A 21,169-nucleotide genomic window follows, 5' to 3' on the forward strand; every position below is an offset into this window, starting at 1 on the left:
CATCGAGCGGGGTTTTTTATTGCCTGAAATCCAGGTATCTGGTCTGTTGTTATCAGCACAGGTTTGCAACCTGCTCCTGCCAATCTCTCCTATAAGTAAACTTATCATTATAAATCATGATGTTATAAACCATCTTGCCTGATGCTTCGCATCTGAGCAGGTTTAACTGTAATTACGCAAATGATAATGATTATTGTTTGATTGATCTTGTCCTGGTCGTTACAATCCAGACCGATTAATAAGTTGCGTTTCAAATAAGCATTTATTAATCACCGTCCCCGGCAGGAGGCCGGGTCTTGTAACGAGTGAAGTAAGGGAATACGCCACTTTCCTACTTGAAACGTTCAGGCCAAATCATGACAACAATACAACCAAGCAAGCTTGCCTTGCTGATCGGTTCTCTTCTCTCTATTCACGCCCTAGCTTCCGAACAGGAAGTGATGGTTGTCACCGCCTCGGGTTTTCAGCAAAAAATCGAGGATTCCGCAGCCTCTATCTCCGTCATTACTCGCGAACAGCTGGAGAAGCGCGCCTATCGCGATGTGACTGACGCCCTGAAGGATGTTCCCGGTGTGGTGGTGACCGGTGGTGGCAGCAGCAGTGATATCAGCATTCGCGGTATGGGTTCGAAATACACTCTGATGCTGGTTGATGGCAAAAAGGTGGATAGCCGTGGTACCCGCCCCAATAGCGATGGACCCGGCATCGAACAGGGCTGGTTACCGCCGCTGCAGGCAATCGAGCGGATTGAGGTCGTGCGTGGCCCCATGTCATCCCGTTATGGCTCCGATGCCATGGGCGGCGTGATTAACGTGATAACCCGCAAGACCACAGGTCTGGCTTGGCAGGGCTCGGTTCATGCTGATTCGACCTTCCAGGAGAACAAAGATGCCGGCAACAGCTTCCAGACCGATGCCTATACCGCAGGTTCATTGATCGATGGTGTGTTGGGGCTGCGCTTCAATGGTCAGCTGGCCCATCGTGGCGAGGATAAGTTTACCCAAGGCTTTGCCGAGCAGGAGACCCGCAGTGGCACGGCCGTGCTCAGCTTCAAGCCCGACGAGCACAACCGCTTCGATCTGGAGGCCAGCCGCAGCTTGCAGGATAGGGATCGCACGGCAGGCAACTCGCTGGATGCCAAGGCGAAGGATAGCCTTAACCGTTATGAGCGCACCAACTATGCGCTGACTCATGATGGTCAGTATGATTTCGGCTCTTCCAGCAGCTATCTGCAGCAGGAGACCAACACCAACCCCGGCCGCAAGATGGAGCTCACCAATACCATCGCCGATACCCACACCCAGTTCATTCTGGGGAATCACTACCTGAGCGTTGGTGGTCAGTATCGCTATGAGGATCTGCATGATCAGGGTAATAACCTGAAAGTGGCCAATCCGGCCACACAATTGACCCGCTGGAGCTGGGCGATGTTTGTCGAGGATGAGTGGTCACTCACTGACAGCTTTGCTCTGACAGGGGGCGCCCGCATGGATCGGGATCAGAATTACGGCTCTCACTGGAGTCCGCGCCTCTACGGTGTCTGGCATCTGAATGAGAGCTGGACCCTGAAAGGAGGCGTATCAACCGGTTACCGCTCCCCAGACTTGCGGATGTCTGCGGCCAACTGGGGTCAGGTCACCGGCGGTGGCAGTCTGGATGGGATGCTGGTCGGCAACCCGGAGCTCAAACCCGAGACCAGCGTGAGTGAAGAGATTGGCCTGCTCTGGAATGGCCATCAGGGCTTCAATGCAGGGGTGACCCTATTCAACACCGACTTCAAGAACAAGATCTCCGAAGTTCGTCGCTGCACCAGCAAGAGCGATCCGGCCTGTACTCTCAATGGTCACAGCTATGACTTCATCAGCGATCGGGTCAACGTCGACAAGGCGAACATGCGTGGCGTCGAGAGCATGATGGATTGGGCGATCAACGACAAGTGGTCGGTCAGTGGCAGCTATACCTTTACCCAGTCCGAGCAGAAGAGTGGCCCGCTGGCGGGTAATGCCCTCAACCAGATGCCACGCCACATGGTCAACGGCAGCGTAGACTGGCAGACCACCGAGGATCTCAACCTCTGGTCGCGGGTCAACTTCCGTGGCGAGACTTCCGAGTACCTGAGCCGGGTCAAGATGGCGGAGGGTACGCCCTCCTATACCTTCTTTGACATGGGGTTGGTCTACAAGGCCAACAAGCATCTCGATCTGACCGCCGGGGTCTACAACCTGTTCGACAAGACGGTGGATTACAGCAGCTATGGCACAGTGCTGGATGGTCGCCGCTACAATCTGGGTGTCACCTACAACTTCTGACAGACATAATGCCTCACGGCCGCCATCATCCGATGGCGGCCGTTTTTATTGGGCATTGATCGGGTAGGCGGTCGCCTGATATGGCGCCGCTTGCCAGGTGTTGCGGCCATTGGCTTTGGCTTGATACATCAGCTGGTCTGCCTGTCGCAGCAGCTGATCGGTGTCGATACTCTCCCCGGCTGAAATCCAGACTGCTCCTGTGCTGATGGAAAGGGTGACTTCACCAAGTGTGGTCTCCAGCCGCTCTTTATTGGCTTCCTGACAGAGGCACGCCGCCCACAACCCGGTCGCCTGCAGGTTATCGCTCGGCAGCAGGACGCAAAACTCCTCACCGCCAATGCGTGCAAACAGACTCTGCTCCGGCAAGATGATGGCTATGCTTTCGGCCAGTTTTTCCAGCAGTTTGTCGCCCACGTTGTGGCCGAATTTATCGTTGGTCTCCTTGAAATGATCCACGTCGAACAGCAGCAGAGCGCAGGGGGGGCCGCTGGTCAGTTGCTGCTCCAGTGACGGGATAAAGGCGCGCCGGTTGAGGAGGCCCGTCAGCGGATCAGTGCTGGCCAGCTTTTCGAGCCGGGCATTGGCGCGGCTCAGCTCTGCCGTGCGATTGGCGACGGCCCGGCGCAGCTGCACGATATAGGCCACCATGATGAGGCCCGCGGCCAGCAGTAGCCAGGGGCCGAGATGGATGGGGTAGACGGTCTCGACATGCATCCATTTGCGGATGATCCGCTCCCTGTCACTCTCCTTTATCCTGGCGAATCCCTCTTCGAGCTTGGCCAGCAGGGCGAGGTCCCCTTTCTTGACGGCAAAGCGGATCTGGTCGGTATAGAGGTGGCGCACCGGAATGAAGCGCGTCGGATCTGCCGAGGTATAGATGTAGAAGTTGGCGACCTGCAGATCGGCGATAAAGGCCTTTATATCGCCCCGAAAGGCAGCAGCCAACAGGGTGTCGTTGTCATCGAAGGTCTGCAGTTTGGTGCCCGGGAAGTAGCGCTTGGCGTAGTACTCTTCATAACCGCCAGCGACGACGCCGACGGTCTCATGGAGCAGGTAGTAGTGGACATCGGTGCCACGCAGCTCGTTGGAGAAGAAGAGCTGGGAGTCGAGCTGGGCGAGGGGGAGGCCATAGTCGAACAGCTTGTCGCGCTCCGGTGACCAGAGCAGACCGGCATGCACATCGGCCTTCCCTTCGTGCAGCAGATCGAGGGAGTGTTGCCAGTCGACCAGCCGGAACTCGATCTTCTGGCCGGTGACGCGAGCATATTCGCGCCAGAGGTCGATCAGCAAGCCATCTGGCTGGCCCGACTCATTGATATAGGAGAAGGGCTGCCACGCCTTGGAGTTGGTGATGACGAGGGGCTTTTCAGGCTCTTTTCCCGAGGCGTGCAGGGCAATAATGAGCAGCAGAAAACCACACCCTGCCCTGAACGCTTGTCCAATCCGAGAAGAAGCCATCCCTGCTCCAATCCATTGCCAGCCACTGTCTGTAGACGCCGATTATTACTGCCTCCAACGAGGAAGAACAAGGGATCTGGCGATGAAGTTTACATGATGGCTGCATTGCCGTAACGAGCAGGACTCATACCGTGACGGCTCACAGCGGCAGGCTGATTCTTGCCTCCAGTCCGCCCTCTGGCCGGTTGAGCAGGGTGAGCTCACCGCCGTGTTGATGTACCAGAGTGCGGGCGATGGAGAGGCCCAGCCCCACGCTGCCGGACTCGGTATTGCGCGCCTCGTCGAGCCGCACGAACGGCTTGAAGACATCCTCCAGTCGAGCCGGATCTATCCCCGGGCCGCGGTCGCAGACCCGGATCAACAGCTCGCTACGGGTGCGTTCCAGCGAGACCTCGGCGCTGCCGGCGTATTTGATGGCGTTGCCGATGAGGTTCTGCAGTACCCGGCGCAGGGTGTTGGCGCGGCAGGCGTAGACCTCTTTCCCTTCCGCCAGGCAGGTAACCGGCTGGCCGGTATCGGCATAGTCATCGCACAGGCTGACCAGCAGGCTGACCAGATCCAGTTCCCGCGTAGCCTCCTGCTGTCCCTCCTCGCGGGCAAAGCTGAGGGTGGCGGCCAGCATCTGCTCCATCTGTTGCAGGGTCTGCTGGATGCGATCCTTGTCCTCGCCATCTGCCAGAAACTCGCTGCGCAGGCGCAGGCTGGTGATGGGGGTGCGCAGATCGTGGGAGATGGCGGCCAACATCCGGGTTCGGTCCTGCACGAAGCGGTCGAGCCGGGTGTGCATCCGGTTGAAGGCCTGAATCGATTCGCGGATCTCGGTCGGCCCCTCCTCTTTCAGGGGCTCGATATCCTCCCCGCGCCCCAGTCGCTCGGCGTTGCCTGCCAGTTGCTTGAGGGGGCGGGTAGCGCGACGAAACAGCAGCACCATCAGCCCGATCACCAGACTGGCGACCAGCATCAGGTTGAAGGTGGTTTGCCATGACCAGCTGCCGGCCTCCTTGTCGACCAGCGAGCTGAACTGCAGCCAGCCACCCTGTGGCAGTTCGATGGATCCGTAGAGCCGCATGTCCCGCGGTGGCGGTGGTCCTTTGCGATCCCGCATCATGCGGGCGTGGTGCTCCCAGGCCTTGCTGCGCTGGGCATCCTCTTTCAGCTCGGCGCTGATCTCGATAGTGAGTGCGGGGGGATAGCCAAGGCGCGAGCGTACCAGCTGCTCGAAGCGGGGGCTGCGGTTGTCGGGCTGCATCGGCTCCCCTTCAATTCGCAGCAGCAGGGTTTCGCTGCGGCTCGCCTTGAGGATCTCGTCGTAGAGCGAGGGGGGAGAGAGGGAGAGCAGCCGCACCACCGAGATGATCCGCTGCATGGCGTTGCGGCTGTTGACGAAGCCGAGTGCTTCCTCCCGATCCGAGCGGTAGATCTGGATGCTGAGCAGCTGGATCAGGATCAAGCCCGCCAGCGCCACCAGAATGATCTGCCCGGTCAGTCCCTTGGGCCACATCCGTGCCCATAGCCGTTTCAGTGCATTCACTACTTATACCTGCGTCACATCGGCAGAGAACATATAGCCGCCACCCCAGATGGTCTTGATCAGCTCCGGATTCTTGGGGTCCCGCTCCAGCTTGCGGCGCAGCCGGCTCACCAGAGTGTCGATGGCGCGATCGAAGGCCACCGCCTCGCGGCCGCGGGCCAGATCCAGCAGTTGATCCCGGCTCAGCACCCGCTGCGGGCGTTCGAGAAACACCTTGAGCAGATCGAACTCGGCGGTGGAGAGGCTCAGACCCACCCCATCCTCGTCGACCAGCTCGCGGCGATTGATATCGAGCAGCCAGCGATCGAAGCGCAGATCCCGGGTCAGGGTCTCGGCGGCGGGTTGGTTATCCGCCTGGGTGCGGCGCATCACCGCCTTGATCCGCGCCAGCAGTTCGCGCGGGTTGAAGGGCTTGGCCAGATAGTCATCGGCCCCCATCTCCAGCCCTATGATGCGGTCGGTCTCTTCCCCCATGGCGGTGAGCATGATGATGGGCAGGCTCGACTTGGCGCGCAGTTCGCGGCAGAGAGTCAGACCGTCCTCGCCCGGCATCATCAGATCCAGTACCAGCAGATCGAACTCCCGCTCCTCCAGCAGCCGTTTCATCTCCTTACCATCCCGGGCGCAGCTGACCCGCAGGCCGTGCTGTTCCAGAAAGCGCTTCAAGAGATCGCGGATCTCGCTGTGGTCGTCGACCACCAGAATGTGGGTGCTGCCCTGATTCATGAATACCTCCCCTGCTTGGCGTTGGCACGAGTATACGAAAATACGTTGCGCGGTTTGTGTCAAAGTGTGCCAGATCCGCCTGATGCCACACTCTGCTACAAAAAAGGGCGATGCTGGCAAAGTTCAGACACCGGTCGGGTGTTTACTTGAGGGCAAGGCGAGAGAGCCGAACCCGAATCATCCGATAGGAGATAGACCATGAAAAAGCTGACCAAAACTCTGATGACCGCCACCCTGATCCTTGGCCTGCCGCTGGGCGCCTATGCAGCCACACAAACTGCCCCGGCTCCCGAGCCCGGTGCCATGGTGGATTGCCCGATGGATGGCGGCATGATGGGCGGTAAACACCACGGTGGCCGTCATGACAAGATGGCGCGCATGAAGGAGATGACGCCGGAACAGATCGAAGCCAACCTGAAGCAACGCTATGATCGCATTCAGGATCCGGCCAAAAAAGCAGAGTTCATCAAGAACCTCAACGAGCGTGCCGATGGCATGACCAAACACGCAGAGGCGATGAAGAAGTTTGCCGAAGCGAACCAGTAAGTCATACCTGACAAGGTGTGCTGAAGATGAGAGAGGGGGAGCATGTTGCTCCCCCTCTCTTTTTGTTATGGCAAAACGACGCTTATTCGCTGCCGTTGTTTTGAAACAGCTTTGGGATCTCCCGCACCAACCAGCTTTTGGCCTTGCCCATGGTATCGCGGCGCCAGGCCAGCACCACCTGCAGCTGATGGCGGTACTCGGGGCTGATCACCTTGAGCCGACCGGCCTTGATGTCCTCCTCAATCCAGCTCTGCGGCATGGTGCCGATGCCGAGTCCGGCCAGCAGGGCATCGCGCTTCTCCGCCATGGTGCTGACGGTGAGGCGTGGCTGCTTGTCGAGCAGGCGGTAGGTGAGCACCGGCTTGCGCAGCGCGGTATCGGCGACGGCGATGGCGCGATAGCGGCGCAGGGTCTCGTCGGCGAGGGGCTCCGGCTCCTGATGGAGAGGGTGGTCGGGGTGGGCGACATAGAGCATCACCTCCTCTTTCAGCACCTGATGCTTGATGCCGGTCATGACGATATCCGGGTTGAGGGAGGAGATGAGCAGGTCGGCGCGGCCATCCTCCAGACACTCCCAGCTGCCCGCCAGCACTTCGGCGCGCAGTCTGAGCCGGGTATCGGTCTGCTCGGCCAGCCGATCTACCAGCGGGTAGAGCGCCTGCAGGGGCACCAGCGCATCGACGGCGATGGTGATGTCGGTTTCCCAGCCGCGGGCCAGCGCCCGGGTCTCGCCCACCAGATGCTCGGCTGCCTCCAGCAGCACCCGCCCGCGTTCCAGCAGCATGCGCCCCGCCGGGGTGAACTTGGTGCGGTGGCCACTGCGGTCAAACAGCATGGCATCCAGTTCATCTTCCAGCTTTTGCACCGTGTAGCTCAATGCCGAGGGTACCTTGCCCAGCTCGTCGGCCGCCGCCGCGAAGCTGCCACGGCGGTCGATGGCATCCAGCACCCGGATTGCCTCCAGGGTGAGTGCGCGTTCCTTGTTCGACTCCTTGGCCATCTTTCACCTTCAATTTTTTTGAATATGTTCGCCAGATTATCTCGCTAACAAGTTAAGCCAAGCACCTTTAATATTCAATCATCGCTTAGGCAGGAACGTCTGGCGGCCAAATATGCGGGAAGTTCCGCACTGTGACAGGCCAAATCGGCATGTCTGATGTCGGTGAAAGAACAACACACTATTTGAATGACCTCTTGCATGGATGCATTGATTCTGGCCGAGCTGGCCTTGGCAATGACATATAAAACAAGAGAGTGAATGAACATGAAAAACGTAATCAAGATGCTGGCCGTTGCAGGCCTGATGACCACAGGTTTCGCCCACGCTGCCGTACCGGCTGACTTCAACGCCACCCCGGGTGTGCTGTTTGTGAAGTGGCACTCCACCGCAGCGCTGGATGGCAAAGCCAACCCGATGTTGGAAGTGCGCGACGAGTCTGGCGATCTGCTGGCATCGGTCCACGCCAACCTGATGGGCACCCAGCAGGTGAAGATCCCGGGTCGTACCCAGGGCAACCTGACTGTCAGCTTGGCTGGCGAGAGCAGCGAGTATCGCATTCCGTTCGGTCTCGGCGGTGGTAAAGATCGCTAAACCGAACCCCGGATAGATGAGGAGCACACCATGATGAAATTGAGAGCCGCAGAGGCGCGAGGCAAGGCCAACTTCGGCTGGCTGGACGCACGCCACAGCTTCTCCTTCGGTCACTACTACGACCCGGAGTGGATGGGACACTCGGTGCTGCGGGTGATCAATCAGGATCTGGTTGCGCCGGGTGGCGGATTCGCCACCCATCCTCACGCCAATATGGAGATCCTCACTTGCGTGCTGCAAGGCACCATAGAGCACAAGGACAGTCTCGGCCATGTCGAGCAGATCCCGGCAGGGGATTTCCAGCTGATGAGCGCAGGCAGCGGGATCCGTCACAGCGAGTACAACCCCTCGCAGACGGAACCCCTCTCCCTGTTGCAGATCTGGATCGAGCCGAATGAAGTCGGCACGCCACCCGGATATCAGCAGAAGAAAATTGAGTCCAGACCGGGTATGACGCTGGTGGCGTCACCGGATGGCGAGGCGGGATCCTTCGTGATCCGCCAGCAGGCCCGCGTATGGCGGCTGGCGCTGGCCCCGGGCGAAACGCTTGAATGGGCACTGGATGGCCGACACGGTTACCTGCAGATGATTTCAGGGGAGCTGACCGCCAACGGTCTGGCTGCCCGACCCGGCGACGGGGTACTCAGTCGTGATGAATACCGGTGGGAGTTGGTTGCGACAAGTGCCACTCAGGCCCTGTTATTTGACCTGCCCTGATTGGTCAGTGGCGATACGAGTTAAACGAGGAAAGTGAAATGGACAAGATGAAAGATGTAGCGCTGCTGGCGGGTCGTGTACTGCTGGCGCTGATGTTCGTGATTGCGGGCTGGGGCAAGATCGGTGGTTACGCCGGCACCCAGGGCTATATGGAAGCGATGGGAGTGCCGGGTTTTATCCTGCCGCTGGTGATCCTGCTTGAGCTGGGTGGCGGCCTCGCCATCATGCTGGGCCTGTTTACCCGCAGCCTGTCGGTGCTGATGGCCGGTTTCACCCTGATGGCCGCCTTTATTTTCCACTACCAGCCTGCCGAACAGATGCAGATGCTGATGTTTATGAAGAACGTCTCCGTCGCCGGTGGTTTCCTGGCGCTGGCGGCGGCCGGAGCAGGGGCTTTCAGTGTGGATGCCCGTTTCGGCAAAAACTGGTAACAGCCAGTCAGTTTGAGTTTTCCAATGCCTTTTGGCCGGTGCCCTGCACCGGCTTTTTTCTGTCTGCGTTTTCCGGGTCGGTGAGGCTGCTGCACAAATCTGCGGCCCCCCTCATGGTTCGGCGGTTTGCCCGCCAGCTGGCCACAAGTGCCTTTTGCATCTTATCCCCCGATCCCCGACAATTCCCTCTCTTGTGAAGTGACGGAAATGGCTCGCCTTTTCCCTCGCCCCCTCTCATCCACAGGCGGGAATTGCTCATGTTTACCCTCTACCACTCCAATCAGCTGGATCTGCTCAAAGAGCTGCTGGTGAGCCGCATCCGGCAGGCCCCTCTCTCTCACCCCTTCGATCGGGAGCAGATCCTGGTGCAGAGTCCGGGCATGGCCCAGTGGCTCAAGCTGGAGCTGGCCAAGGCGTTCGGCATCGCCGCCAATATCGACTTTCCGCTGCCCGCCAGCTTTATCTGGGAGATGTTCACCCGGGTGCTGGCGGATGTGCCGCGCCAGAGCCCCTACAACAAGGGATCCATGAGCTGGCAGCTGATGACCATTCTGCCTGCCTTGCTGGATCGCCCCGCCTTTGCCCCGCTCGCCGCCTATCTGGGCGGTGGAGAGGACGAGGATCCGGCACAGGATCCCGAGCAGGTGCGGCTGTGGCAGCTCTGCCAGAAGGTAGCGGATCTCTTTGACCAGTATCTGGTCTATCGGCCGGACTGGATCGCCCGTTGGGAAGAGGGGGAAGGATTGAGTCAGGAGCTGGCCGGGGTGAGCGGTCAGGATTGGCAGCCCGAGCTGTGGCGCGAGCTGGTGGCCCGCACCCTGGCGCTCTCTCCGAGCGGCTACCACCGCGCCAACCTCTATGAGGAGTTTATCCACGAGCTGGAGCGTACCGCCGATCTGCCGGGCAAGCTGCCACAGCGGGTCTTCGTGTTTGGCATTTCGGCGCTGCCGCCGCGCTATGTGGAGGCGCTGCTGGCTCTCGGTAGTCGGCCTGAGGTGGAGGTGCACCTGTTCGTCACCAACCCCTGCCGCTACTACTGGGGGGATCTGCTGGATCGCAAGACGCTGGCGCGCCTCGAAAATAAGCTCAAACCCGGTACCGACCTCGAGACATTGCAGGGCCCCGCCAACCCGCTTCTCGCCTCCATGGGCAAGCTGGGGCGCGACTACCTGCACCAGCTGATGGAGCTGGAGGTGCCGCAAATCGAGGCCTTCGTCGATATCGACGAGGTTGATGGCAAAGGCAATGTCAGCCTGCTGCGCGCCATCCAGAAGGATGTGCTGGAGCTGGCCGAGCGAGGCGCCGGCCAGTTCGATCTCGACAGCAGCCATCACAAGAGCCCCATCGATCCGGCGGATGGATCCTTGCAGATCCACGCCTGCCACGGCCCGATGCGGGAGCTGGAAGTGTTGCACGACCGGCTGCTGGCGCTGTTCGAGCAGGACCCGACCCTCACCCCGAAAGATGTGGTGGTGATGATGCCGGATGTGAACAGCTACGGCCCCTACATTCAGGCGGTGTTTGGCGCGCGCGGTCAGATCCCGTTTGCGGTCTCGGATCGGGCTGCGAGTCAGGAGAGCCCGCTGCTGCAAAGCTTCCTCGCCCTGCTCAGGCTGCCCAACGCCCGTTTCGGGGCAGGGGAGCTGCTCGCCATTCTCGAGGTGCCCGCTGTGCTGCGCCGCTTCGAGCTGGATGACGACGAGTTCAACCAGCTGCGGGTCTGGGTGCAGGAGACCGGCATCCGCTGGGGGCTGGATGACGGTTACCCAGTCCGCTTCGATCTGCCGCCCATGTCCGGCAACAGCTGGCTGTTCGGCCTGCGCCGCATGCTGCTCGGCTTCGCCATGGGGGATGGCGAGCCGGTGGTGGGCATCTTGCCTTATGCCGATATCGAGGGGCAGCAGGGGCTGGCACTCGGCAAGCTCGCCTGGTTTGTCGATTCGCTGGCCGAATTCTTGCCCCGGCTGCAACAGGCGCAGCCGCTGGCCGAGTGGAACGCCTGCCTGCTGGCGCTGCTGGAGCGCTTCTATCTGGCCGACGAGGATGAAGAGCGTCAGCTCCAGCTTATTCGCAGCCAGCTGGCCGAGTGGCAGACCCGGCTTGGCGAGGCTCGCTTCGAGCAGCCCATCAGCGCAGATCTGCTTCAGGATTACCTCGGCAGCGTGCTGGGGGAGTCCCGTTCCAGCCAGCGCTTCCTCGCCGGTCAGGTCAACTTCTGCACCCTGATGCCGATGCGCTCCATCCCCTTCAAGCAGGTCTGTCTGCTCGGCATGAACGATGGCGTCTACCCGCGCACCCTGGCCCCCATGGGGTTCGACCTGATGGCGGTAGCGTCGCGGCGTGGGGATCGCTCCCGTCGCGATGATGACCGCTACCTCTTCCTCGAGGCGCTGCTGAGTGCCCAGCAGGGGCTCTATATCAGCTATCAGGGCTTCAGCGCGCAGGACAACAGCGACAAGGTGCCGTCGGTGCTGCTGGCGGAGCTGATCGACTATGTGCGGCAGGGCTTTGTGCTGGCGGGGGATGAGGATCTCGATGACGAAACCTCCGGCAAGCGGCTGCTCAACCACCTGATGGTGGTGCATCCGCTCACCCCCTACAGCCGCAACTACTTCTACCCGGAGCCGGGATCGCGCCTCTTTACCTATGCCGCCGACTGGCTGCCAGCCCTCAATCCGGTGCGCGGCGCGGCCAACTTCCAGAGTGGCGAGCTGCCTTTGCCTCCCGAATGGGGAAAGGAGCAGGGGCTGGAGCTGGCGGAGCTGCTGCGCTTCTATCGCCAGCCCACCAAATATTTCCTCAACCGTCGCCTCAAGGTGTGGTTTGAACTGAACGAGGCCAACATCGAGGACAGCGAGCCGTTCGAGCTGGATGGCCTGCAACATTATCAGCTGAAAGATCTGCTGCTCGATGCCCATCTGGCGGAAGGTGAAAGTACCGAGCGCCGCGAGCGGTTGCAGCTCACCGGCCTGCTGCCGCAAGGGTGGTTCGGCAGCCTGCTGCTGGACGATCTGGATGCCGAGATGGGCAAGCTGGCGGATCGGCTGCGGCCATGGGTTGCGGCCAATGAGTCAGAAAAGCAGGCGGTGGAGATCGATATCTCGCTGACTCAGGGTCAGCTGCAAGGGTGGGTCGACACCCAGAAGGGGCGCTTGCTGGTGGTCAAACCCGGCAGCTTCAACGGCAAGGATCTGCTGCTGGGCTGGATCCAGCACCTCTGCCTCTCATTGAGCGGCGCCCCCGGCGACACCCTGTTGTTCGATGCCAAACAGAGTCTGCGGTTAGCCAAGCTCGCTGCCGACGAGGCGCGGCCCAAGCTGGCGGCGCTGGTGGCGTGCTGGGCGCAGGGGATGAAGCGGCCGCTGCCCTTCTTCCCCAACACCGCCTGGGATTGGCTCAAGGCGATCGAGAAGGATCCCGACAAGCCGGAGGCGGCCGACAAGGCGGCCCTCACCCGTTTCAACGGCGGTTGGATGATCAATGGGGAGGGGCAAGACGTTTACGTTGCCCGCTGCTTCCCCGAACTCGATGACGAGGTGCTGGGGCAGTTGCAGGCGCTGGCTCGCGAACACCTGACCCCGCTGCTCAAGACCCTGGAGGAGCTGAAATAATGGCTAACCCGCTCAATACCCTGCGTTTTCCCCTCCATGGTGAACGACTGATCGAAGCCTCCGCCGGTACCGGCAAGACCTACACCATCGCCGGTCTCTACCTGCGCCTGCTGCTGGGCCATGGCCCGCTCGTCGAAGAGGGGGCCGATGTGGGTCAGCCGAGCGCCCATGAACGGCCGCTCTCGGTGACCGAAATTCTGGTGGTGACCTTTACCGAAGCGGCCACCGCCGAGCTGCGCGGGCGGATCCGCGGTCGCATCCACGAGGCGCGGCTCGCCTTTATGCGCGGCCATAGCAATGATGCCCTGCTGGCCCAATTGCTGGCAGAGGTGGCGGATCACGAGCTGGCGGCCCGTCGCCTGCTGGCCGCCGAGCGCCAGATGGACGAGGCGGCGGTCTTTACCATCCACGGCTTCTGCCAGCGGATGCTGAAACAGAACGCCTTCGAGTCGGGTGCCCTCTTTGAGACCGAATTTCTCACCGACGACAGTCAGCTCAGGCTGCAGGCGGTGAGCGACTACTGGCGCGCCGAGTTCTATCCGGTGGACAAGTCCCTCGCCAGCGCGGTGCGCGCGCTCTGGCCGAGCCCCGCCGCCCTGCTGCGGGAGATGGGCAGCTGGCTCGACAACAGCGAGCTGGAGATCCACCCCGCGCTGGGGGACGAGACCCTCGCCTCCCGCCATCAGGCGGCCATGAGCCGCATCGCAGCGGTGAAGAGCGAATGGCTGGCGCAGATGGATGAGATCCGCCGCCAGACCGACGGCCAGATCAGCCGCTACACCGGCAAGAACTACGAAGGGTGGCTTGCCAAGATAGCCGACTGGGCACAGGACGAGAGCAGTGGCTACGCCATCCCCAAGGAGCTGGAGCGCTTCGGCCAGACGGTGCTGGAGGAGAACCTCAAGAAGGGGGGCGCAGTGCCGACCCTGCCGCTGTTCAGTCAGATAGACGAGCTGCTGGCGAGTCGCCCCGGTATTCGGGATCTCATCCTGCAACGGGCGGCCAAAGTAGTGCGTAGCCGGATGCAGGCCAGCAAGCGGCAGGCCCATCAGCTCTCGTTCGATGACCTGCTCAAAGATCTCGACGGGGCGCTCGGCTCCAGCCTTGGCGAGCGGCTCTGCGAGCGCATTCGCGCCACCTATCGGGTGGCGATGATCGACGAATTTCAGGATACCGATCCCCAGCAGTACCGCATCTTCCATCGGCTTTACGGCGGTCACACAGACACGGCGCTATTGATGATCGGTGACCCCAAGCAGGCCATCTACGGCTTTCGCGGCGCCGACATCTTTACCTACATTCAGGCGCGGCGAAATGTGAGCGCCCACTACACCCTCGGGCGCAACTGGCGCTCCAGCAGTGCGCTGGTGGGGGCGGTCAACGGCCTGTTCGAGCGGGCCAAGGATCCCTTTATCTACGAGGCGGATATCCCCTTCCTGCCGGTGGAGGCGCAGGGCAAGAGCAAGGCGCTGCTGCTCGATGGCGCCACCGCGCCGGTGCTCCACTGCTGGCAGCTGAGCGGCCAACCCACCTTCAACCGGGGGGATTACCAGAGCAAGATGGCCCGCGCCACCGCCGCCGAGATCCACCGCCTGTTGACCCTGGCCCGCGAGGGCAAGGCATTGATCGGCGACAAGGCGGTGAAGGCCGGAGATATCGCCGTGCTGGTGCGCACCGGCGCCGAGGGCAAGCTGGTGCAGCAGGAGCTGGCGCGCCTCGCCATCGCCTCCGTCTATCTGTCGAACCGCGAGAGCGTGCTGGAGCAGACGGAGGCGCGGGAGATTTTGCTGATTTTGCACGCCTGCCAGAACCCGAGCGAAGAGCGCAGCCTGCGGGCGGCGCTCGCCACCGGCCTGTTTGATCTCGACGCCAAGGCGCTCGATGGGCTTGCCAGCGACGAGCGGGCGTGGGAGAGCGCGGTGCAGGAGTTTATGGAGTACCGCAAGATCTGGCACCGCCGCGGCGTGCTGGCGATGCTGAGGGCCCTGCTGCACCGGCGCAATCTCGCCTCTTCGCTGTTGGCGAGCCCCTATGGCGAGCGGCGGCTGACCAACTTCCTCCATCTCGGCGAGCTGCTGCAACAGGTGAGCAGCGAGCTGGACGGGGAGTACGCCCTGCTGCGCTGGCTGGGTGAGGCGGTGAGCCGCCCCAACGGGCAGGATGCGGAGCAGGTACTGCGTCTCGAATCCGAGCGGAAATTGGTGCAGATCGTCACCATCCACAAATCCAAGGGGCTGGAGTACCCGCTGGTATTCCTGCCCTTTATCTGCAGCCACAGAACCGCCGAGACCCCGCTCTATCACGAGGCGGACGAGGCGGGCAATCGCACCATTCTCGATCTGACCGGCGCCGACTCGTCGCTCGCCGAAGCGGACAGGGAGCGCCTTGCCGAAGATTTGCGGCTGCTCTATGTCGCGCTGACCCGGGGCGTCTACGCCACCTGGCTGGGGCTGGCGCCGGTGCGGGCGGGGGCGGGCAAGTCGGAGAAGACCGACCTGCACCACACCGCCATCGGCTACCTGCTGCAAAAGGGCGAAGAGGGGGATGCGCAGACGCTGGCGACCGCCCTCACCGAGCTGGCACAGGCGCTGCCCGGGGTGGCCGTCGGTGAGCCCTCGCTCACCCGTCCGGCCCCGCTGCCGCCAGAGGAGGAGCAGTTGGGCGAGCCGCAGGTGCGCCACTTTAGCGGTTCCCTTGAGCGGGACTGGTGGATCAGCTCCTACTCCGGGCTGGCAGCGCAGGGGCACGGTCACAGCAAGGGCGTGCTCGCCAACCCCGGCTTCGATGACGAGGTCGTCACCGAGGCGGCTGCATTGGCTTCCGAGCAACCTGAGGAGGCGCCCCAGCCCTCCATCTTCACCTTCCCGAAAGGGGCGCGCCCCGGCACCCTGCTGCACAGCCTGTTCGAGACCATCGACTTTCAAAGCGCCGCGGGCGACTCGCTGGCAGAGCATATCGCCGCGCTGTTGGCGCAGGATGGTTTTGATGAGAGCTGGGCACCGGTGTTGCAACAGCAGGTCGAAGCGGTGCTGGATACCCCGCTGGAAACGGGCTTTGGTGAGCCGGTGCGGCTGCGGGACTTGAGCGCGGATCGCAAACAGGTGGAGCTGGAGTTCTTCCTGCCCATGGGACGGGTGACGGCACCGGCGCTGACCGCCCTCTGCCAGCAGCACGACCCGCTGTCGCGGGGCAACAAGCCGCTCAGCTTTGCCACCGTGCAGGGGATGCTCAAGGGCTTTATCGATCTGGTGTTCGAGTGGCAGGGGCGCTGGTATCTGCTCGACTACAAATCGAACCACCTCGGCATGAGCCCCGCCGATTACAGCCGTCCGGCGCTGGAGCGGGCGATGGCCGAGCACCGCTACGACCTGCAATACCAGCTCTACTCGCTGGCGCTGCACCGGCTGCTCACCCTGCGCCTGCCGGGATACGACTTCGAGCAGCATTTTGGCGGCGTTTTCTATCTGTTCCTGCGCGGCATGCCGCAGGGGGGCATTTTCCATACCCGCCCGAGCCGTGAACTGGTGCTGGGGTTGGATGAGTTGTTTAGAAATGGTGATCGCTCTGGCGGTGTTTCATCAGCAGAATTAAACGAGGTAGAGGCATGAGCGGCACCATGATCAGCACCGCAGCCAGCGCAATGATGGTTGAACGGCTCAAAACACTGGCGCTGGCTGGCCGCATCCGCCAGCTGGATCTGCAATTTGCCCGGCTGGTGGCAGACCTTGGCGGCAGCCCCGAGCTGGTGCTGGGGGCGGCGCTCACCTGCTTCGAGCTGGGGCGCGGCCATGTCTGCCTGCCGCTGGAGATGCTCATCGCTGGATCACTGCGCCCGTTCGGGCTGGATCCCCAGCAGAGCCGGGATCTGTTGCTGGATCTGGCGGATCCTGCCCGCTGGCCCGCCCTGTTTGCGGCAAGCCCGCTCGTGGGTACCGAACAGGATGACGGGCTTGCCCCGCGCTGGCCGCTGCGGCTGTGGCACGGTCGGCTCTATCTCACTCGTTACCACGATTTTGAACTGGGGGTAGCCCGCCATCTGCGCGCTTTGAGTGAACGAGCCGAATGGCCGGAGATTGCACCGGCTCTGTCGCGGCTGTTTGCCCGCGACTACGGGTTGGTGTTCGCGGCGCTGCTCAAAGCCCGCCTCGCCCCCGACTTCTCGGCTCGCCACTTTATCGAAAAGTATCTGGATCTGGTGTTCCCCAATGAAGTGGATTGGCCCGCCATCGAAGGGCTGCTGGCCAGCGCCCAGGCGGCGAGCGACTTGAGCAAACTGGATGCGCTGGTGCCCGAGGCGCTCTGCTGCAACGGCCAGAAGCTGGCGGCGGCCACCGCGGCGGCGCGCCCCTTTGCGGTGATCTCCGGCGGCCCCGGCACCGGCAAGACCACCACGGTTGCCAAACTGCTCGCCATTCTGGTGGAGACCGGCCTGCAAGCAGGCAAAGCCCCGGCGATCCGGCTGGTGGCCCCCACCGGCAAAGCGGCGGCGCGCCTCACCGAGAGTATCGGCTCTGCCCTGCAGGCCCTCGATCTGCCCCCCGAGTGGGTGGAGGCGATCCCCACCGAAGCGGGCACCCTGCACCGGCTGCTCGGGGTCATACCGGGGCGCAGCCAGTTCCGCCACCACGCGGGCAACCCGCTGCACCTCGACCTGCTGGTGGTGGATGAGGCCTCCATGGTCGATTTGCCGATGATGGCGCGCCTGCTCGATGCGTTGCCAAGCCACGCCCGCCTGATCCTGCTCGGTGACAAGGATCAGCTCGCCTCGGTGGAGGCGGGGGCCGTGCTCGGCGATATCTGCAGCTTTATCGAGCAGGGCATCAGCCCGGCGCAGGCGGACTGGCTCTCCCGCCAGACCGGCTACCGCTTGCAGGGTACGCCCGCGGGGGCGCCGGTGCGCGACAGCCTCTGCTTGCTGGCCAAGAGCTGGCGCTTTGATCAGCACTCCGGCATCGGTCAGCTGGCGCGCGCCTGCAACAGCGGCGATGCCACGGCGGTGGAAGCTGTCTGGGGCATGGGCTTTGCCGATATCAGCCTGCACCCCTGGGCGGGGGAGGCCTACGATGCCCTGATTGCCCAGGGGGTGGCCGGTTACGGCAGCTATCTGAAGGCGGCCCGCGCGGGGGAAGCGCCCGCCGCCGTATTCAAGGCATTCAACAGCTTCCAGATCCTCTGCGCCCTGCGCGATGGCCCGTTCGGGGTGCTGGGGCTAAACGAGCGGCTCGAACTGGCCCTGTCACGGGCAGGCCTGATTGCCCGCGATGGCGACTGGTATGCCGGTCGCCCGGTGATGGTGGTGCGCAACGACCACGGGGTCGGCCTCTACAACGGCGATATGGGGCTCTGCCTGCCCGATGAAACCGGCCGGCTCAAGGTCTGGTTTGAGCAGCCGGATGGCACCCTGCGGGCGCTTTTGCCCAGCCGGCTGCCGCCCCACGAGACGGTCTACGCCATGACCATCCACAAATCCCAGGGATCGGAGTTTGCCCATACCGTGCTGGTGTTGCCCGACAGCCCCAGCCCGCTGCTGACCCGCGAGCTGGTCTATACCGGCATCACCCGCGCCAAGGCCCAGCTCGATCTCTACGGCGATCGCGCCCTGCTGGCACAGGCGGTACGGAAAAAGACCGAGCGTTATTCCGGATTGGCGGAGAGGTTGGGGGAGTGAACTATTGGACAGCGGTAAAGGGATTTACCGTTGTTTGATTAGCGAATCGTAATCGACCATATGACCCTAAAAAATCATCTGGACAACCAGCTACAAGTTAAAGATTCTATTGGATAGCTTTATGTCGTGTTTCCAAAGTTGATGCATGAAATATTTAAGTGATTTTACCAAGGAGATGTTATGAGTAAGCAGTCACAGCATGTGGTCAGTAATGTCAATGGTGGATGGGATGTCAAGAAAAGTGGTGCAGATAGGGCATCTAAACACTTTGATACTCAAGCTGATGCCATTCAATGGGCTAAAGAGGTCGCCAAGAACCAAAATACGGAGCTTTATGTTCATGGCAAAGACGGGAGAATAAGGGAGAAAAATAGTTACGGTAAAGATCCTTTCCCACCGAAAGGCTAAGGAAAAATAATCCTATGGAGAACTTTAACAAGAACGTTTTTGTAAATTGCCCATTTGATGATAATTATAGACAATTACTACTATCTATAGTTTTTACTATTAAATATCTTGGATATATACCTCGTCTTTCATTGGAAAGCATGGATTCCGCAGAATCTCGCATATCGAAAATAGTAAAATTAATTGAAGAGTCTAAGTTTGGGATTCATGATTTGTCTCGAATCATATCATCCGATAAAGATGAGCATTTTCGAATGAATATGCCTTTCGAGCTAGGTATAGATTTTGGAGCGAAAAAATTTAAGGAAGGAATATGGTCAAATAAGCAGATATTGATACTGGAAGAGGAAAAGTATCGTTATCAGAAAGCATTGTCAGATTTATCAGGTTCTGATATAAAAAATCATAATAATGAGCCGGCATTAGCCATAAAGGCAGTGAGAGATTGGTTTGTTGTTACCGAGAATATTTTGACTGATAGTGGTAATAAGATTTGGGCAAAGTTTAATGAGTTCAATGCCTATCTATATGACCAAGCTGTTGAAAATGATGGGCATGACTCAGTTGATGATCTTCAAATTGTTGAGATTATTAGGCATATAGAAATTTGGTTAAGTCATACTAATAACGGTTCTAGCCAAGCAGTTACTGAAGATAATATTGTATCTCGTAAGTTAGCTGTCGTAGACTCAGCCCAACTTACAACATAACACTGTTGTGTTTCGCAGGCTCAGCACCAACCTACCGATTATGTTGGTTGTGGCTGAGAGTAGCGAAGCCCAACGTTTACCGCGTGCACTCTTTTTTCCTGCCCCTCATCACCGACCCTTCTCCTCCTTTTCTAATAAACGGGAGAAGGGAGGTTTGGCGCCGTGGTTATACACGCCATTGCCAACGCCATATCCCTGATGCTGGATGATCCCCTCTCCCTCCGGGAGAGGGCTAGGGTGAGGGGAGCAGGTTGACACAATACCCATTTCGTAAAATCGGGTAGGGTGCAATGAACGAAGTGAATTGCACCACTCATATTTATCATGCAAAATTGTCGAATGCTGTTCTTTTTTTAATGATAAATCAGGCAGTAAAATGACAATTCATAGTTTCGAAAACGAGCGGCGAAAAGCAAAGTTGCTTGGTGTTGGTGTTATATTGTTATCTGTTCTATGGCAGGCAAATATATTATTTCAATGGTTTTTGTCAGATAATACTGTTATTGCTGACTCGGTTCCTGAGTTGCTCACCTATATTACTATCAGTGCGCTGTTTGGATTGGTTGGTGCGATATTCACTGCTTTTCGATGTCCCAGTCGCGACGCATTAAAACATATCACAAAAGCCTTTGGTTATTGTTTTTTTATGATGTTTATATCGTCATGGAGTGGCTATGATATGTACGTCTATTTTTATCCAGATAAAATAATTAGTTATGACACGGAATATAAAGTGGTTCACCCCGGACCATCCAAAGGTAAAAGCGGGAATTGTGAGGCAGGCTTAAAGATAAAAGATAAGCATACTGGGAATTGGTTCAATATTTGTTACAGTAATAATAAGCTTGGAAAGGAACGGATTCGGGATTATGGTGAGGTATGGGTGAAAACTCGGGTTAATGAGGCTGGGTCATACCTGGAGAGCTACAAGGTATATCCAGAAAAATCTTACTTTTCTATCCCCTCACCGCCAACCGCTCTCCAGCAACTAAATAAGAGGGTAATCTCGTTCCCGCGCCCAGATTAAGTTTCTCTAATCGAACCTATGTGGCTGGCGAGCATATTTCCGATGCTGCATTCCCTCTCCCTCCGGGAGAGGGCAGGGTGAGGGCGGGTAGGGTGCAAAGAACGAAGTGAATTGCACCGCTGATATTGAGCTGGCAAAAGGTGTAATGCGCTTCGCTTATTACACCCTACGTAGACGCTCTGCCTATTTCCCTTCTGTCTACTCCCCATCACGGCTGCCTCTGGGTATTGGTCAGCAAATGGGCTGCACTTGAGCCACACTTGCTGACGCCCTGAACAGCCCATTTATCATGCAGAGCGAGCAGCCGATAACCGGATAGCAGGGGGAGAGTGGCATTCTGGCTGACAGGATTTTCGCCGTGTGCCAAGGTAGCGCTTCACGCCGACTCGACAACGCCGTTTGGTGGGCAGGCAAGAGTGACGCAGGCAAGAAGAGA

15 protein-coding genes are annotated in these 21,169 nt (G+C 59.8%); 11 read left to right on the top strand and 4 right to left on the bottom strand.

All coding sequences use genetic code 11. The features are described 5' to 3' along the window. Positions 1 to 356 precede the first annotated feature (356 nt). The gene (locus tag BS300_RS12810; protein ID WP_071913201.1) at positions 357 to 2,309 is read left to right on the top strand and encodes a ligand-gated channel protein; all 1,953 of its coding nucleotides are present in this window, start codon (positions 357 to 359) and stop codon (positions 2,307 to 2,309) included. A gap of 45 nt (positions 2,310 to 2,354) precedes the next feature. Here BS300_RS12810 and BS300_RS12815 read toward each other — a convergent pair whose 3' ends face one another. From BS300_RS12815 to BS300_RS12825, 3 genes are all read right to left on the bottom strand, one after another. Next, positions 2,355 to 3,767: a sensor domain-containing diguanylate cyclase gene (locus tag BS300_RS12815; RefSeq protein WP_071913203.1), complete on the bottom strand. Its 1,413-nt coding sequence runs from the start codon at positions 3,765 to 3,767 to the stop codon at positions 2,355 to 2,357. A 139-nt stretch (positions 3,768 to 3,906) separates the two neighbouring features. Further along, on the bottom strand, positions 3,907 to 5,268 hold the full coding sequence (locus BS300_RS12820) for an ATP-binding protein (protein ID WP_071913205.1): 1,362 nt from the start codon (positions 5,266 to 5,268) through the stop codon (positions 3,907 to 3,909). A gap of 33 nt (positions 5,269 to 5,301) precedes the next feature. Beyond that, positions 5,302 to 6,024 carry a response regulator gene (locus BS300_RS12825; RefSeq protein WP_041210048.1) on the bottom strand — a complete coding sequence of 241 codons (723 nt, stop codon included), beginning with the start codon at positions 6,022 to 6,024 and terminating at the stop codon, positions 5,302 to 5,304. Positions 6,025 to 6,222: 198 nt separating this feature from the next. On the opposite strand from BS300_RS12825, the gene BS300_RS12830 reads away from it, so the two are divergent. Further along, positions 6,223 to 6,570 carry a hypothetical protein gene (locus BS300_RS12830; protein WP_071913208.1) on the top strand — a complete coding sequence of 116 codons (348 nt, stop codon included), beginning with the start codon at positions 6,223 to 6,225 and terminating at the stop codon, positions 6,568 to 6,570. Between the two features lie 82 nt (positions 6,571 to 6,652). Here BS300_RS12830 and BS300_RS12835 read toward each other — a convergent pair whose 3' ends face one another. After that, positions 6,653 to 7,570 carry a LysR family transcriptional regulator gene (locus BS300_RS12835; protein ID WP_071913210.1) on the bottom strand — a complete coding sequence of 306 codons (918 nt, stop codon included), beginning with the start codon at positions 7,568 to 7,570 and terminating at the stop codon, positions 6,653 to 6,655. A gap of 258 nt (positions 7,571 to 7,828) precedes the next feature. Here BS300_RS12835 and BS300_RS12840 point away from each other — a divergent pair, with 258 nt between their 5' ends. The 9 genes from BS300_RS12840 to BS300_RS21125 all read left to right on the top strand — a co-directional run bounded on the left by BS300_RS12840 (position 7,829) and on the right by BS300_RS21125 (position 20,733). Further along, complete coding sequence (locus BS300_RS12840; RefSeq protein WP_041210051.1) at positions 7,829 to 8,161, top strand: hypothetical protein; 333 nt, start codon at positions 7,829 to 7,831, stop codon at positions 8,159 to 8,161. Positions 8,162 to 8,191: 30 nt separating this feature from the next. Then, complete coding sequence (locus tag BS300_RS12845) at positions 8,192 to 8,878, top strand: pirin family protein (RefSeq protein ID WP_071913212.1); 687 nt, start codon at positions 8,192 to 8,194, stop codon at positions 8,876 to 8,878. A 38-nt stretch (positions 8,879 to 8,916) separates the two neighbouring features. Then, on the top strand, positions 8,917 to 9,309 hold the full coding sequence (locus BS300_RS12850) for a DoxX family protein (RefSeq protein WP_071913217.1): 393 nt from the start codon (positions 8,917 to 8,919) through the stop codon (positions 9,307 to 9,309). Between the two features lie 257 nt (positions 9,310 to 9,566). Then, the gene (gene recC, locus BS300_RS12855; RefSeq protein ID WP_071913220.1) at positions 9,567 to 12,920 is read left to right on the top strand and encodes an exodeoxyribonuclease V subunit gamma; all 3,354 of its coding nucleotides are present in this window, start codon (positions 9,567 to 9,569) and stop codon (positions 12,918 to 12,920) included. After that, a complete protein-coding gene (recB, locus tag BS300_RS12860) occupies positions 12,920 to 16,528 on the top strand; it encodes an exodeoxyribonuclease V subunit beta (RefSeq protein WP_071913222.1) in 3,609 nt (1,202 codons plus the stop codon). Before recC ends, recB begins: the two co-directional genes overlap by 1 nt. Next, positions 16,525 to 18,588: an exodeoxyribonuclease V subunit alpha gene (gene recD / locus BS300_RS12865; RefSeq protein ID WP_071913224.1), complete on the top strand. Its 2,064-nt coding sequence runs from the start codon at positions 16,525 to 16,527 to the stop codon at positions 18,586 to 18,588. The genes recB and recD overlap by 4 nt, the downstream gene beginning before the upstream one ends. Positions 18,589 to 18,768: 180 nt before the next feature. After that, positions 18,769 to 18,996 (top strand): DUF2188 domain-containing protein, encoded by a 228-nt coding sequence (locus tag BS300_RS12870; protein ID WP_071913226.1) that lies wholly within the window; start codon positions 18,769 to 18,771, stop codon positions 18,994 to 18,996. A 14-nt stretch (positions 18,997 to 19,010) separates the two neighbouring features. Continuing rightward, positions 19,011 to 19,706, top strand: coding sequence for a hypothetical protein (locus BS300_RS12875; protein ID WP_192849745.1), 696 nt, complete (start codon positions 19,011 to 19,013; stop codon positions 19,704 to 19,706). 376 nt (positions 19,707 to 20,082) lie between these two features. Next, positions 20,083 to 20,733: a hypothetical protein gene (locus BS300_RS21125; RefSeq protein WP_143241786.1), complete on the top strand. Its 651-nt coding sequence runs from the start codon at positions 20,083 to 20,085 to the stop codon at positions 20,731 to 20,733. The last annotated feature ends 436 nt before the right edge of the window (positions 20,734 to 21,169 follow it).

The organism is Aeromonas sp. SCS5, assembly GCF_001887375.1.
Lineage (GTDB): Bacteria > Pseudomonadota > Gammaproteobacteria > Enterobacterales > Aeromonadaceae > Aeromonas > Aeromonas jandaei.